The organism is Nocardia sp. NPDC004573, from assembly GCF_053602135.1.
The window spans coordinates 52,104-67,380 of record NZ_JBSGDA010000014.1 but is presented as its reverse complement, the minus strand read 5'-3'; the positions used below and the strand labels follow the sequence as shown (position 1 = coordinate 67,380).

The 15,277-nt window shown below is 69.8% G+C and carries 12 protein-coding genes; 5 read left to right on the top strand and 7 right to left on the bottom strand.

Features of this window, described 5'->3' with window-relative positions:
* The first annotated feature begins 335 nt into the window (after window positions 1–335).
* Window positions 336–1,223 carry a LysR family transcriptional regulator gene (locus ACWEKR_RS21795; protein WP_159841894.1) on the top strand — a complete coding sequence of 296 codons (888 nt, stop codon included), beginning with the start codon at window positions 336–338 and terminating at the stop codon, window positions 1,221–1,223.
* On the opposite strand, the gene ACWEKR_RS21790 is transcribed toward ACWEKR_RS21795, so the two are convergent.
* Window positions 1,213–2,586 (bottom strand): amidase family protein, encoded by a 1,374-nt coding sequence (locus tag ACWEKR_RS21790; protein WP_452356023.1) that lies wholly within the window; start codon window positions 2,584–2,586, stop codon window positions 1,213–1,215. The two genes, ACWEKR_RS21795 and ACWEKR_RS21790, sit on opposite strands and share 11 nt — an antisense overlap.
* A gap of 247 nt (window positions 2,587–2,833) precedes the next feature.
* On the opposite strand from ACWEKR_RS21790, the gene ACWEKR_RS21785 reads away from it, so the two are divergent.
* The 3 genes from ACWEKR_RS21785 to ACWEKR_RS21775 are packed head-to-tail and all read left to right on the top strand — an operon-like array spanning window position 2,834 to window position 8,867.
* A complete protein-coding gene (locus ACWEKR_RS21785) occupies window positions 2,834–5,383 on the top strand; it encodes a serine/threonine-protein kinase (RefSeq protein WP_452356022.1) in 2,550 nt (849 codons plus the stop codon).
* Window positions 5,380–8,154 carry a protein kinase domain-containing protein gene (locus ACWEKR_RS21780; protein WP_452356021.1) on the top strand — a complete coding sequence of 925 codons (2,775 nt, stop codon included), beginning with the start codon at window positions 5,380–5,382 and terminating at the stop codon, window positions 8,152–8,154. The genes ACWEKR_RS21785 and ACWEKR_RS21780 overlap by 4 nt, the downstream gene beginning before the upstream one ends.
* The gene (locus tag ACWEKR_RS21775) at window positions 8,151–8,867 is read left to right on the top strand and encodes a cyclase family protein (protein WP_452356020.1); all 717 of its coding nucleotides are present in this window, start codon (window positions 8,151–8,153) and stop codon (window positions 8,865–8,867) included. Before ACWEKR_RS21780 ends, ACWEKR_RS21775 begins: the two co-directional genes overlap by 4 nt.
* A 4-nt stretch (window positions 8,868–8,871) precedes the next feature.
* Here the strand turns inward: ACWEKR_RS21775 and hpt are convergent, their stop codons facing one another.
* From hpt to ACWEKR_RS21755, 4 genes are all read right to left on the bottom strand, one after another.
* Window positions 8,872–9,426 (bottom strand): hypoxanthine phosphoribosyltransferase, encoded by a 555-nt coding sequence (gene hpt / locus ACWEKR_RS21770; protein ID WP_040864524.1) that lies wholly within the window; start codon window positions 9,424–9,426, stop codon window positions 8,872–8,874.
* Window position 9,427: 1 nt separating this feature from the next.
* Window positions 9,428–10,555, bottom strand: coding sequence for a tRNA lysidine(34) synthetase TilS (tilS, locus tag ACWEKR_RS21765; protein ID WP_452356019.1), 1,128 nt, complete (start codon window positions 10,553–10,555; stop codon window positions 9,428–9,430).
* Window positions 10,556–10,621: 66 nt separating this feature from the next.
* The gene (locus ACWEKR_RS21760; RefSeq protein ID WP_452356018.1) at window positions 10,622–11,728 is read right to left on the bottom strand and encodes a zinc-dependent metalloprotease; all 1,107 of its coding nucleotides are present in this window, start codon (window positions 11,726–11,728) and stop codon (window positions 10,622–10,624) included.
* 13 nt (window positions 11,729–11,741) lie between these two features.
* Window positions 11,742–13,181: a D-alanyl-D-alanine carboxypeptidase/D-alanyl-D-alanine-endopeptidase gene (locus tag ACWEKR_RS21755; protein ID WP_452356118.1), complete on the bottom strand. Its 1,440-nt coding sequence runs from the start codon at window positions 13,179–13,181 to the stop codon at window positions 11,742–11,744.
* Window positions 13,182–13,398: 217 nt separating this feature from the next.
* Between ACWEKR_RS21755 and ACWEKR_RS21750 the strand changes: the two genes are divergently transcribed.
* Entirely contained in the window at window positions 13,399–13,890 is a 492-nt protein-coding gene (locus ACWEKR_RS21750) for an inorganic diphosphatase (RefSeq protein WP_067469153.1), read from the top strand.
* Window positions 13,891–14,014: 124 nt separating this feature from the next.
* Here the strand turns inward: ACWEKR_RS21750 and ACWEKR_RS21745 are convergent, their stop codons facing one another.
* Complete coding sequence (locus tag ACWEKR_RS21745) at window positions 14,015–14,257, bottom strand: hypothetical protein (RefSeq protein ID WP_195088640.1); 243 nt, start codon at window positions 14,255–14,257, stop codon at window positions 14,015–14,017.
* Between the two features lie 188 nt (window positions 14,258–14,445).
* Window positions 14,446–15,267, bottom strand: a complete 822-nt coding sequence (locus ACWEKR_RS21740; RefSeq protein WP_452356017.1) for a crotonase/enoyl-CoA hydratase family protein — start codon at window positions 15,265–15,267, stop codon at window positions 14,446–14,448.
* Between the last annotated feature and the right edge of the window lie 10 nt (window positions 15,268–15,277).

The following is a 15,277-nucleotide window of genomic DNA, read 5'->3' as shown; positions in this document are numbered from 1 at the left end:
CTAGATTTGTGATGAAAATCACTCAAAATATCGCTTCCCTCGGATAGCCGGTCAGCGGCAAATTCTCAGCCGCATTCCATCGGCATCCGGACGGCCGTAATCCGCCGAAGCCGCCACTCGAGCCACATCATCCATGCTGGTCAAATGCCCAAGTGTGGACCCCGGGCAGTCGGCGCTGGCCGCATGCCGAAAATTCGCCCAACCGCTTGGTGCGGAGCACCGGCACAAGCAATATGCTGTCCCTAACAAACCTGCCGACTGTTTCGGTGCCCGTATCCGAACTTTTCGGCCTGATAAGGCTGGAAATTCCGGACTGATTCTGATAGCAAGGGGCTATGGACCCGCACTTGCGCGACCTGCGGTATTTCGTCGCCGTCGCTGAGGAACTGCACTTCACCAACGCCGCTCAGCGGCTGCACATCGCTCAACCCACCCTGTCGCGTCAGATCCGTCAGCTGGAACGTCAGCTCGACGTGGTCCTGTTCGACCGCAACCAGCGCAGCGTCGCGCTCACCGTCGCGGGCAAGGAACTGCTCGAAGGCGCTCGCAAGATCCTGGAGCTGTGGGAGGTCACGAACGTCTCGCTGCAGGAGGCCGGCGAGGTGCTGCGCGTCGGCATCCAGTCCGCGCTCGGCCGCGGGCTGCTCAGCGATCTGGAGAGCGCGAGCGGACATCGCCTCGCGCTGCACGCCGCCTCGTGGACGGATCCCTCCAGCGGGCTCGCGGGCAGGCAGGCCGACCTCGCGCTGGTCTGGCTCCCGCTGCCGGACCAGAGTCGTTACCGGTGGCAGGTGCTGCGCACCGAGCCGCGCTGGGTGCTGCTCCCGGAGAACCACCCGCTCGCCGTCTCCGAGACCATCGAGTTCGCCGATCTGCTCGACGAACCGTTCGTCGCGCTGCCCACCGAAGCCGGCGCGGTCCGCGATTTCTGGCTCGGCAACGACGGACGCGGCGGGCGGGCGCCGAAGATCGGCGCCGAAGCAGCGACCGCCGAGGACAAACTGGAAGCCGTGAGCCTCGGTCTGGGGGTGTGCCTGCTCGCCGAGAACAACGTGCCGATGTACCGCTGGCCGGGGTTGACCGCGCGGCCCGTGTCGGGGCTCGCGCCATGCGAACTCGCCGTGGCCTGGCGGGCCGACGACAACCGGCCGACCATCCTCGAGTTCGCCGGTCGTGCCGTCGAAGGCGGCTTCGCGGCGCAGCAGTCGCCGGTCAGCGTCTGAATCGGCCTTCGGGTGCGGTGCGCTGCCATGGGCAGCGGATCTCCAATTGCGCGGACAGCCGTAGCAGGGTGGATTCGCTGCCGGGCGGCCCCGCGAGCTGGGCGGCCACCGGCGTCTCCGATCCGGGGTGGATGCCCATCGGGATGGACGCGGCGGGCCAGCCGACCAGATTCCAGAGCGGAGTGAAGGGGGCGAATCGCGCCCCGGCGAGCAGAGTGGCGGGCCGATTGCGGAAGTGCCAGGCCCGCGCCGGGGGTGGCGGGGCGGCGAGCGTGGGAGTGATCACCACGTCGTAACGCTCGAAGAACTCCAGTAGTCGCGCCTCGACCCGATCGATCTGTGCGGGGCGCGCGAGCCGGAACCGATGCACCGTCCGGCCGAGGGCCAGTCGACGGCGGGCTCTTCGGGATAGCTGGTCGGGCTCGGGTAGCGCGGGAGCATCGCGCGCACCGAGGGCCAGCCAGCGTAGGGACGCCGCGAACAGTGCGTTTCCGTACGGTAGGGCGGTCGGTTCGACCACATGGCCCGCCGCCGCGGCCACCGCGGCCGCTCGGCGGGCCGCGGCCGTCCAATGCCGGTCGACGCGCAGCAGGCGAGACGGTGGGTCCACGGCCAGGGCGATGCGTAGTCGGCCGGGCGGATCCACCTCGGCCAGATCCGGCCGCGCCGCCAGCACCGACAACGCGAGCGCCGCGTCGTCCACACCGGTTGCCAGAACACCGTTCTCGACCAGACCCGACCAGGCGCCTGCGCCGGGCACCATGTGCTGCCCCGGCTTGATCCCGAAGACTCCACAGCACGCGGCGGCCACCCGCACCGCACCCAAGCCGTCGCAGCCGTGCGCCACCGGAACCAGCCCGGCCGCGATGGCCGCGCCCGCCGCGCTTCCGGCGTTGCGCGCCGGGTTCCAGGGGTTGCGGATGACACGCTCCGAGCCTTTGGTCGTCGCCCAGCGGCTCAGCTCGGGCGCCGCGACCAGACCCATGACGACCGCGCCCGCGGCGCGCAGCCGCGCCACCACCGGGTCATCCGCGGCGGCCGCCGGGCCCCACGGCACCGGCTCGCTCGCGATGGGTACGCCGTGTTCGACCGCGACCGGGACACCGGCCATGGGCAACACGTCGAGGTCGTCGCGTTCGGTCAGGCTCGCCGACTCGGCCATCGCCTGTTCGGCGCGCAGCACGGTGAACGCGGGGCAGGTCCGGTCCGCCGCCGAGATCCGCGTCCCGGCATCCGCCGCCACTTGGCCGGGATGCAACAGGCCGTCGCGCACACACGCCGCGATCGTCGCTGCCGGGCCCCCGCGTTCCAGACCGTTCTCGGTGTCCCCGGCGCTGTCCGGCCGCGCTTCGGCAGCGGTCACCAACGGTCGGGAAAGCATGGGTTCGCTGATTTTCGAGCTGTCCGCCACGGTTGCGGCCTCGTCAGACATGTGCTGGTCATCCCCCGTCGCGTCGTTGTCGAAATCGGGTGATCCACTGTCGAGCCGCAAGTTATCATTTCGAATACGGCGCGGGGGATGATGGTGTCGGGTGTGGCGAGAAATTTTCGGCCCATCCGGCAACGACCGATGCGGATTCTGCGGCGTCCGCCGAGCCATAGGTCCCGACATGAGTGCGAACTCTGAGAGAAGTTCCGAATCCAGCACAGGTATTTCCACCCGTGCCAGGAGTGGTGAGCTGTCGCGCGCCGAATCCGACGCGGTGGCGGCGTTCTCCGCGGCTTGGAAATCGACCCGGCGCCCGCCGGTCATCGCCGAATACCTGCCCGATGCCAGCACCCTGCGTCGCGAGGCGCTGCTCGAGCTGATTCGCGTCGACCTGCGCAATCGTTGGCTGCACCGCCGCCGGGCCAGCACGAGCGACGCGACGCAGCCTGCCGCGCGCATGCGCCTGGCCGATTACTGCGCCGAATTTCCCGAACTCGTTTCCGACGATATTCCGGCCGGTCTGGTGTACGAGGAGTTCGTCATCCGCCGCCAGAGCGGCGAACGGGTCGATCCGCGTGAATGCCTGCGGGAATATCCACGTCAGGCCGAGGAACTGCGCGAGCTGCTGAACGCCGACGAGGTCGATCAGAGCACCCGCCGCGCGCCCGGGGAGGACGTCACCCGGACCGTCTTCGCCCACACCGGCGCCGATCTCGATGACACCGCGTTGAACCGAACCGCCGAGTCCACTCGTGATTCCGAGGTGACCAGAACGACCGCCGCCGATCTGACGGGTACGGCGACCGCCGTGCCCACGACGATCGGCACCGGACCGAGCCGGCCCGACCCGCTCGACCGCATCGAGATCGGCCAGCAGATCGATGACTTCGATCTGCTGACCGGTCTGGGCAGCGGCGCGTTCGCCCGAGTCTTCCTCGCCCGGCAGCGCTCGCTGCAGCGGCTGGTCGCGGTCAAGATCTCCAGCGACCACGGCACCGAACCGCAGACGCTGGCGCAGCTGGACCACGACTACATCGTGCGGGTCTTCGATCAGCGGCTGCTCGACGACGCCGAGGGCGCCGCACGCCGGTTGCGGCTGCTCTACATGCAGTTCCTCCCCGGCGGCACGCTGCTGGGCGTGCTGCGCTGGGTGCGCGCCACCCCGCCCGCCGAGCGCAGCGGCAGGCTCCTGCTGGACGCCGTGGACGCGGCCATGGAGGAGAAGGGCGAGATCCGGCCGACCGACTCCAGTGTGCGCGCCGAACTCGCCCGGCTGAGCTGGCCGGAGACGGTGGCCTGGCTGGGCCGCAGGCTGGCCGAGGCGCTGGACTACGCGTCCTCGCACGGCGTGCTGCACCGCGACGTGAAACCGGCCAACGTCCTGCTCACCGCCGAGGGCGTACCGAAACTGGCGGACTTCAACATCAGCTTCAGCCGCAATGTGGAGGGCACCAGCCCGGTGGCCTACTTCGGCGGCTCACTGGCCTACATGTCGCCCGAACAGCTGGAGGCCTGCCACCCGAGCTTCGGCCGCAGCGCCGCCGACCTGGACACTCGCGCCGACATCTATTCGCTGGGCGTGGTGCTGTGGGAGCTGCTCACCGGAGCGAAGCCGTTCGACGACCGGACGGCGGGCGCGGGCGAGCAAGGCGACGACACCACGCTGGAGGCCATGCTGGAGCGGCGCAGCTCCGGCGTGGACGAGGTGGCGCTGCAACGGGTTCCGCCCGACTGCCCGGCCGCCTTGTGCCGTGTGCTGCTGACCTGTCTCGCGCCGGAGCGGACCGACCGCTGGTCCAGCGGTGCGACCCTGGCCAGGCAACTGGAGATGTGCCTGGACGAGCGCGCGCGCGACCTGGTCGACCCTCCGCCGAAAAGCTGGCGGCGGCGGCTGCGCCCGTACATCGTGCCGGTCGCGCTGCTGGCGGTGGCGCTGCCGAATGTGCTCGCGTCGCTGTACAACATCCAGCACAACCAACATCTGATCATCAGCCGGATGACCGAGGACGCCCAGCAGACCTTCCTGATCATCACCGGCGTGGTCAACGCCATCTTCTTCCCGGCAGGCATCGCGGTCGTGCTGTACATGGCGAGATACGTCCTGACGGTGCCGCGTGGTCTGCGCAAAGGACGACGATACGACCCGGACACCCTACGGCGCGCCAGAAAGGACGCGCTGCTGATGGGCGATCGGGCCGTGGTCGTGGCCTTCTCGCTATGGGTGCTGGCCGGACTGATCTTCCCGATCGCGCTTCAGGTGTCGACCGGAGACATAGCGACCCGCGCCGTGGTGCACTTCTTCTCCTCATTGGTTGTGTGCGGCGCGATCGCGGTCGCCTATCCCTTCTTCCTGCTGACCTTCTACATGGTGCGGTGCATCTACCCGCTGTTCCTGCGGCACGGGGACATCAGCCCCGAGGACGGGGTGTGGCTGCGCGGCCTGGACCGGCGGTGCAACGGTTACCTCGCGGTCGCCGCGTCGGTGCCGCTGCTCGCGGTCGCCGGCGTGACCTTCCTGCCGCCCTCCGACATCCCGTCGGTGATCTTCGCGGTCCGGCTGCTGTGCGTAGGCGGCATAATCGCGTTCGTGGGCACCTATCTGCTGTTCCGTGCGCTGGAAGCGGATCTGCGAGCGCTGGAGCGCGTGGTCGATCCCGAAGCCGCCGAAACGGGAGCCACCGAGACCAGGTCCGTCCGAGCGACCACGACCGTCGCGGAGTCCGGCACGTGAGTTTCCCGCGCACCGATGCCGTCGCCCGGTTCACCGCCGACTGGCAGCGCAGCCTTCACAGCGACCGGTTACCGCCCCAGATCCGCGACTACGTGCCCGACGGCACGCAGGCTCGCTTGGCCGTGCTCATCGACCTGATCCGGGTGGATCTGCGGCGGCGCTGGGAACGCGAAGGGCTCGGCAAACGAGTCGCGGAATACCGCGCGGAATTCCCGGAGGTGGACGACAGCCCCGAGCTGGTCGATCTCGTGTGCCAAGAATTCCTGGTACGCCGCCGCCGCGGCCAGCTGCCGCTGGAAGACTTCCTCGGCGACTACCCGGATCTCGCGGGCGCGGTCGGTGAGATCCTCGCCGACTTCGCCGATTCCGACGACGACGTCGGCGACCTGTCGGGCGAATCCCTCGCGGCGCTCGCCGACCTCGCCCCCGGCCACCGGATCGATGACTTCGATCTGCTCACCGACCTGGGCTCCGGGCTGCTCGGCCGCGTCTTCCTGGCCAGACAGCGTTCCATGCAGCGGCTGGTCGCCGTGCGGTTCTCGGCGGGCCGGGCGGGCGCGCCGCGCACGATGGCCCAGCTCGACCACGCCCACATCGTGCGCGTCTTCGATCAGCGGGTGCTCGGCGCCGACGCCACGCCGACGCGCACCAGGGCAGCAACCCCCGCGAACGGGGGCCATGCCGTGGAGGACAGCACAGTCGCTGCGCCGCCCTCTGACCTCGATACCTCGGCCACCGAGTCGTTCGATCTCGACACCACCGTCGCCACCCCGCCCGCCCGGACCGCAGGCCGCTCCGGCGACGACAACACTCTCATGGATCTCGAAGCCACCGTCGCGGCCGCACCCCTCCGGACGCCGAGCCGCGCCGGCGACGACGAGTCTCGCCCGCGCGTCGCCGAAAGCCACGGCGCGACCGTTACCCAGCCGTCCGTCCTGGACGAGGCCACGGTCGTCGCCGGGGAAACCGTCGATGACGAGACCATCGTCGCCGAGCCCGACAGATCCCCCTCGCTTCCCTCTCGCCGTCCTCGGACGCCCGAGTCCGCACAATCGGCCGAGCCCGGCGCGGCGGTTCTCGCTCACCCCGACACGGCGGTGACCGAAGGCTCGGTCGATCCGGACGCGACCATCGCGGGTCCCCCGGACGACGCCACGTCCGCGCGCTCCGGAACGGCCCTCGCCCCGGAGCCCCGGACAACCGTCCTGCCGCGCTTGGTCTACATGCAGTATCTTCCCGGCGGCACGGCGGTCGGTCTCCTCGAACAACGCCGTCGCGGCCCGGTGTCCGATGGCGGCACCCTCCTGTTGCGCGCGGTGGACAACGCCATGGAGGCCAAGGGCGAGATCCGGCCCGCGGATTCCAGCGTTCGCTCGGAGATCGCTCGGCTGAGCTGGCCGGAGACCGTGGCATGGGTGGGCAGGCGGCTGGCCGACGCGCTGGATTACGCCGCCCACCAGGGCGTGCTACACCACGACATCAAGCCGGCGAACGTGCTGTTCACCGCGGAGGGCATTCCGAAACTCGCCGATTTCGCCCTCGGCGAGTCGGCGACGCGCGTTCCCGCGCCGCGCGGGCCCGGCGCGCCCGACGCCTCGGCCTACCGATCCCCCGAACAATTGGCCGCCTATCTCGATCCCGGCGCGCCCGTCCCCGGCGACGCCAGCGACGTCTACTCCCTAGGTGTGCTGCTGTGGGAAATGCTGACCGGCGCCACTCCCTTCGACGATCCGCCCCCTGAGGAGGAAGGGCCCGACACCGAGACGTACGCGGCGATGCTCGCGGTGCGCCGCGCGGGCGTCTCGCAGGCGGCGCTCGCGCGTCTGCCGGAAGACACCCCCGCCGCGCTGCGCCGCGTACTGCTGGACTGCCTGCACGCGGACCCCCGACGCCGCTGGCGCGGCGGCGCGGAACTCGCCGCACAACTCGACTTGTGCCTGGACACCCGCGCCCGCGATCTGGTCGATCCCCCGCCCGGCAGCCTCGCGCACCGAGCCAGGGGGTGGCTGCTTCCCGTCGCGGCGCTGTGCGTCGGCGTGCCCAACGTGCTGGCCAGCTTCTACAACATCCAGCTGAACCAGGCCCTGATCATCGACCGGATGTCGGCCGCCGACCAGGAGAAGTTCGCGACGGTCGGATTGATCAACAATGTCGTCGCGTTCCCGGTCGCCGCGCTGCTGCTGTTGTTCATGACCCGGCGGCCGCTCGCCATCGCCTACCGCCTCGGCCACGGCCACGGTTATTCGGCGCGCACGCTGGCGAAAGCGCGCCGTGACACCCTGCTGATGGGCGACTGGGCGGTGTGGATACCCTTCGGCTTCTGGCTGGTGGCCGGCATCATCTGGCCACTGGGACTGGCCTTCTCCGGCGTCGACCTGCCGCGCGGCACCTTCCTGCATTTCTTCGCGGCGCAGGTGGTGTGCGCGGCCATCGCACTGGCCTATCCGTTCTTCCCGATCATGGTCTACGCGGTGCGGTCGATCTATCCACAGCTGTTGGTGCGCGGCGGCATCGGGCCCGACGACGAACGCCAGTTGCGCGCGCTGGCCCGGCGCGGCAACTTCTATCTGGGTGTCGCGGCGTCGGTCCCGCTGCTCGGCGTGGCGAGCGCGACCTTCGTCGACGCCGCCGACCTGGAGCTGGTGATCGTTCCGGTGCGCGTGCTGAGTGTGGGTGGCATCCTGGCGTTCGTGCTGACCTATCGGCTGTTTCGCATCCTCGAAGCAGATCTGCTCGCGCTGGCCAGGGCGATCCCGCAGCGGACTCGATGACCACCCCGCGCCCACTGGGACGGTTGGTGAATCTGTCGCACGTCCACGACCCGGCCACCACGCCGCTGTATCCGGAGGACCCCGAGTTCCGCACCGACGTGGTGGCCACGATCGCCGATCACGGCTATTACCTGCGCTACATCCGGCAGGGCGAGCACACCGGAACCCATTGGGGCGCACCGATCCATTTCCGCGCCGACGGGCTGGCCGCGCACGAACTGGAGCCGGACGACCTGCTGTTGCCCGCCGTGAAGATCGATGTCCGGCACCGTTGCGCGACCGACCGCGACTACGCGATCACGGTCGACGATCTGACGCACTGGGAGGCAGGACACGGCCGGATCCCGGACGAAGCGGCGGTGATCGCCTGGACCGGCTGGGACGCCAAGTGGGGTACACCGGAGTTCATCGGCGCGGGCGAATCGGCCGGGCGTCAGCCCGGTTTCGCGGTGCGGACGGTGGAATGGCTGCTGCGCAGCGGCAGGCTCGGCAGCCGTGGCGCGCTCGGCATCGACACGTTCGGCCCCGATGTGGGTACCGATCAGACGTACGCGGTGTCCAAGTTGCTCTACGGCGAGCGCCGGATCAGCTTGGAATGCATGGCGAACCTGGCCGCGCTGCCCGCGACCGGGGCATGGGTGCTGGTCGGCGGACCGCTCTATCGCGGCGGTTCCGGCTCTCCGGCAACGATTTTCGGCATCCTGCCCGGCTGACGCCTCAGCCGCCGTAGACCTTGGGGTCGAGGGTGCCGATGTAGGGCAGGTCCCGGTAGCGCTCCGCGTAGTCGAGACCGTAACCCACGACGAATTCGTTCGGGATGTCGAAGCCGACGTGCGCGACTTCCACGGGCGTGCGTAACGCGTCGGGCTTGCGCAGCAGGGTGACCACCTCGAGCGAGGCCGGGTTGCGGGTGGACAGATTCCGCTTGAGCCACGACAGCGTGAGCCCGGAGTCGATGATGTCCTCGACGATGAGGACGTTGCGGCCCGCGATGTCCTTGTCCAGGTCCTTCATGATGCGCACGACACCCGAGGAAGAGGTCGACGACCCGTAGGACGAGACGGCCATGAATTCCATCTGGGTCGGGATCGGCAGCGCCTTGGCCAGGTCGGTCATGAAGAAGATGGCGCCCTTGAGCACGCCCACCAGCAGCAGATCGCCCTCGGGAGCGTCCGGGGGATACCGCTTGGCGATGAGTTCGGCCAGCTCCTGGGTCTTTGCGGCGATCTGTTCCTCGGTGATCAGCACCGACGCGATGTCATCCCCGTACACGTCAGCTGGATTCCCTTCCGTGGTGGTGAGCCCGTTGGGCCGGTTCGGTCTGCGTCATCGGTCCGATGCCGTCCGCGTCCAGCCGCAGTGTCAGCCTGCCATGTTCGCGCCTGGCGACCAACCTGCTACCCGGCCTTCCTCCGCCGACCGCGACGCCGCCCTGCCCGCGCCAAGCCGTAACCAGTTCGTCGACTGCCTGTAAATGCTTCGTGGTCAGGGCTTTCGCCCCGTTGTCGAGCAGCCACGCCCGGATCGCCCGTTTGCGGAGCGCGGCGGGCGCAGTGGCGAGGGTCTCGATCACCAGCGCCCGCCCATCACCGGCGCTGTGCCGCAGGTCGGCGGCGAGCACATCCAGCACCGCGCCGTCCTCGCGCAATTGCTCGGCCGTGCGCGCCAGCGCGGGGGCCACGCCACCGCCGAGGATCTGCTCCAACAGAGGCAGCGCCTCGGTGCGCAGCCGGACCCTGGTGAACTCCGGCGCCGCGTTGTGCGGATCGTCGTGCGGCGTCACGCCCAGGTCGGCGCACATCTGCCAGGTGGTTTCCCGGCGCACGCCGAGCAGCGGCCGTCCCCACGGCTCGGCACAGGCGGCCATCCCTTGGATCGAACGGCCACCGGAGCCTCGCGCGAGGCCCAGCAGCACCGTTTCGGCCTGGTCGTCGAGGGTGTGACCGAGCAGCACCGGCAAACCCGCGCGCGCCGAGTCCAGCGCGGCGTAGCGGGCCCGGCGCGCGGCGGCTTCCATGCCGCCCTCGGTGCCGACCTCGACCGCGAGCACGCGCGCGGACCGGCAGCCGAGCGTCAGCGCCTGCGCCGCCGCCTCGGCGGCGACCGCGCCGGATTTGGGCTGCAGGCGATGATCGACCACCAGCGCGTCCACCGCGTTCGTCTCCACTACCGCCGCCGCGGTGAGGGCCAGCGAATCCGCGCCACCGGACAACGCGACCGCCACGGCCTGTTCCCCGGTCTCGGGCGGCCCGAACCTGCCCAGCCAGTCTCGCACCGCACGGCGGATGGCGAGCACGGCAGCGGTCTCGGGCAACCGGGCGGGCGCGGACGGACGCCCGGAACCGGAAGACCCGGTCTCCGATCCGAAGCGCCCGGGTGTCGTTCCTGGCGCACGCCCCATGGGCGCAGCCTACCGGCCCGACGACGAGCGGCGAACCACCACGGGGCGCGGAACCGGCTTGCTCACTCAGACCAGCACGCGCTCGATCCAGCGCTGCGGATGCTCGATCTCATCGGGGCGTGGCAAGGTCTCGGCGTCGGTCCACACGGTGTTGAACCGCGTCATCCCCACCGCGCCGACCACCTCGTCCACGAACTTCTTGCCGCGCACGTACTGGGCGACCTTCGCGTCCACACCCAGCAGTGCCCGCAGGATCCGTTGCACCGGGTTGGTCGGACGCCTGCGGCGCTGGTCGAACGCGGTTCTGATCTGCTCGACCGATGGCACGACCGCGGGACCGACGGCATCCATCACATGATCGGCGTGCCCCTCCAGCAGGGTGCCGAGCATGAGCAGACGGTCCAGCGCCGCGCGCTGCGGCGGCGCCTGCGTGGCGCGCAGCAGACCGACCACGCCGCGCGCGGCCGGGTCGTCGGGTGTGGTCCCGCGACGGCGGTCGCGCACCTCGTCGACCAAGCGGGACAACATGTCGCTCAGCGGCTCGTCGGCGACCTCGCCGAGCACCTCGACGTTGGCGCGCATGTAGTCGCCGAGCCAGGGCGCGCAGGAGAACTGGACCCGGTGGGTCACCTCGTGCAGGCACACCCACAGCCGGAAATCGCTCGGCGAGACCCCGAGCGCCCGTTCGACCGCCACGATGTTCGGCGCGACCAGCAGCAGGGTGCCGTCGGAGCCGGTGAACGGGTCGTATTGACCGAGAATCGCGGTGGACAAGAAGGCGAGCATCGCACCCGCTTGCACTCCGGCGGGTTTGCCCGCCAGCTTGCGGTCCAACCGCACCTCGCCGGTCCCGGTGAGTTGGGCCATCGAGTCGGCGGCGGCCGTGATCCAACCCGGGCGGTCGACGATCCGGGCCGCCGGGACCGGCCGGTCGTCCAGCAACCCGCTGACCTCGCGAACCGGCGCCTCGGCCCGCACGGAGGATTCGGCGAGTTCGGCGACCACCTGTTCGGCCGAATAGCGCGAGGTGCGCGGACCGGCGGGCACCAGCGCGGAGCCGGTTCGCGCCGCCAGACGCCAATCCACCACACCGGACAGACCCGAGCGGCCCTTACGCCGCTCGTCCGCGCCGGCGGAGCCGAATTCGGCTGTCTCGGAACCTTGCTGGGTCATGATCAACCACCCGTCAGGAGCATCCACAGTTTCGCAGCGTGCCTGCGATCGCGTCCAACGCGGGCCTGCTCACCTCCGGTGGTCGATCGTTCGACATCAGAGCGAAGGTCAGCACCCGCCCATCGGCGTCCAGCACATACCCGACCAACGCGCTGGAGACCGACAGAGTTCCGGTCTTGGCCCGCACCCAGCCCGCACCCTGGCGATCTCGCGTGACGTAGCGGCTGGTCAGCGACCCGGTAGCGCCCGCGACCGGCAGGGCGTCGAGCATCGGCGCCAAGGTGGCCGCGACCCGGTCGGTCTCGGGCTCGGCCTTGGTACCGGCCGGTTTCACCGCCGTGGCGCCGGTGGGCTCGGCCGCGGTCGCCACGACGCGGTCGAGCAACCGCGCGGGAATCCGGTCGTCGACCGAAAGCCCGCTGCTGTCGTGCATATCCAGCCCGGACAGATCGAAACCAGCCTTGCTCAGCGCCGCACGCACCGCCGTGACCCCACCGGCGAAGGACGCCGCTGCGCCGGTGGCCGTGGCGATCTCCCGGCCGATCGTCTCGGCCAGCACATTGTCGGAGTAGACCATCATGTCCCGCAGCCGGTCGCGCAGCGGCGCCGACTGCACGGAAGCGATCTCGGCGGCGCCTGCGGGCGCGACACCCGTCCTGACCTTGGCGGGGTCCAATCCCAGATCGGTCGCCAGCCGCCGACCGGCGTCCAGCGCGGGCGTGGCGGTGCGCGGCGAGTACTCGACCAAGGGCTGCAGGCGACCGCCATCGATCATCACCGGTTCGATCGGGGCGATGGAACCCTCGGGGATGTCGACCGGGTCCCAGCCCTGCGCCATGGCCGGGCCGGTGTAGGCGGAGATGTCGACGACGATCGTGTCTATCGCGCGACCCGCGGACTTGATCTGGCTCACCAGATCGGACAGGCGCGGCCCGTTCGGGTAGTACCCCTTGCCGTCCGGCTGCGCGGTGAGCGTCGGATCGCCGCCGCCGACCAGCACCGCTTCGTTCGGCGCCGCACCGGCGACGACCTTCGTGGTCACCCGGTGCTCGACAGGCAGGGTGAGCAGAGCGGCCGCCGCGGTGAGGATTTTCGCGGTGGACGACGGGATCATCGGACGGTTCGCGTCACCGCTCCACAGCACCGTCCCGCTGCCCGGGTCGGTCACCTGCCCGGCGAACGCGCCGAGGTCCGGGTTGGCGATCACCGGGGCCAGCGCCGCGGCGACACCGGCCGGACTCGGCGCGGAATCGGTGGACCGGGCCGGGCCGACCTGTGGCGAGGGCTCCACCGGATCGGGCGGGGCGGCGACGGTGAGACCACCGTGCCGGAATTCGGGGGTCCACGGACGCACCGCGAGCAGCGCCACGGCGGCGGCGACGATCAGTACGACCATCGAGCTCGAGATCCAGATCCATCTGTTGCGGCGCCGCCGGGCGGCCAGCCCACCGATGTTCTCGTTGCCACCAAACACGTCGCCGCCGCTCTCCTGACCGATTCCCGCAGCAGCCGCCTGCCGCACCCATGTCCCCGACGACCACACTATCCTCGTTGCGCAACCGTTCCCCCGAACAACCTGGCGAGTCGGCACACTCCGCAGCGGCCGAGTCGGCAGTCGCCGAAAAGCAGCCGAGTCGCCGAGCTCGGCCCCGACGCACGAAGGAGATGGCGTGGAGTTCGACGTCACCATCGAGATCCCCAAGGGTTCCCGGAACAAGTACGAGGTCGATCACGAGACCGGCCGGGTCCGGCTCGACCGGTTCCTGTACACGTCCATGGTCTATCCCGCCGACTACGGCTACATCGAGAACACCCTCGGCGAGGACGGTGACCCGCTGGACGCGCTGGTCCTGCTGCCCGATTCGGTGTTTCCCGGCGTGATCGTGGAGGCCCGCCCGGTCGCGATGTACAAGATGGTCGACGAGGCAGGCGGCGACGACAAGATCCTGTGCGTGCCCGCGGGTGACCCGCGCTGGGACCACATCCAGGATCTGAAGGACGTCCCGGAGTTCGAATTGGCCGCGATCAAGCACTTCTTCGAGCGCTACAAGGACCTGGAGCCCGGCAAGTACGTCAAGGGTTCGGAGTGGGTGGGCCGGGCCGAGGCCGAGGCCGAGGTGGAAGCGTCCATCCAGCGCCTGAAGGATCAGGGCGGGCACTGAAAGCCTTTCGGGCACGACGCGAGCGGGGAGACCGGTAGGCCGGACTCCCCGCTCTGCCTTTCGCGCTGCGAAAGGCGAAAAGGGACACCCGGATACCGGATGCCCCTTCTCGGTGTCAGTTGGCTCAGTAGTAGATGTACAGGTCCCAGCCGTCCCAGGACTCGATGCACTCCCAGTAGTAGCCGCCGGTGCTCGGCGACTCGCCGTCGGCCCGGCAGGCGCTCAGCGTGGCGTACGTGCCGACGTAGGTGCCGCCGTAGGCGACCTCCTGGTAAACCGGCGCGGCAGAGGCCGATGCGGCCGTCGACACCCCGGCGACGGCAGCGGTGGCCAGCAGACCAGCGGCGAGGATGGACTTGATACGCATTGTTCTTGCTCCTGAATGCGAGGCGAAATTTCCGACGTCCCAAACGATATGGACGATCGGCGCCCCGCACAGCCACCCCTAGGGTGAGGGCAAGGCAACCCTGAGGCGAATCACCTTGCCCACCCTCGATACCCACCCCTTGGGGGCTCGGCACAGCGCGCTCGCCGGGTGCGGGCGCACCGCCGGTGTCACTGGCCGCGGAATTCGGGCGTGCGCTTCTCGAAGACGGCCTTGATCGCCTCGGTGAGGTCCTCCGAGGGCAGGAACGCGGCGTTCCACGCGGAGACGTAGCGCAGTCCCGCGGCGATCTCGTCCTTGCGCCGCTGATCCAGCACGTCCTTGACGCCCTGTACCACCAACGGCGGGTTCGCGGCGATCTCGCGGGCGGTGGCGTGCGCCGCGTCCAGCGCCGTTTCCTGGTCCGGGAGGACGTCGTTGACCAAGCCGATCTTCTCCGCGCGAGCGGCATCGATGTCCTTGCCCGTGTAAGCGAGCTCACGCAGGTGTCCCTCGCCGATGATGCCGGGCAGCCGGTGCAGCGAGCCCACGTCGGCGACGATCGCGACCTTGGCCTCCCGCAGGCTGAACTTGGCCTCCGCGCTGGCGTAGCGGATGTCGGCCGCCGCGATGAGGTCCAGTCCGCCGCCGATGCACCAGCCGGACACCGCCGCGATCACCGGCTTGCGGCAGTCCGCCACGGCCGTGATCGAGGCCTGCATCTTGCGCACCTCGGTGAGGAAGTCGGTGCGCGGCGCGGCCAGGGCGCGATCGGCCAGCAGCGGGCCGAACGTGCCGCTCATCGCGGGCAGGTCCAAGCCGTAGGAGAAATGCTTCCCCGACCCGGTCAGCACGATCGCCCGCACCTCGGGATCGGCGTCCAGCTGCTGGAAGACCTCCGGCAGCTCGCGCCAGAAGTCGGGACCCATCGCGTTGCCCTTGCCGGGCCCGATCAACGTCACCTGCGCGACGTGATCCTTGGTTTCGACGGTGAAAGCCTGCCAATCTGTCATTTGTACAGCG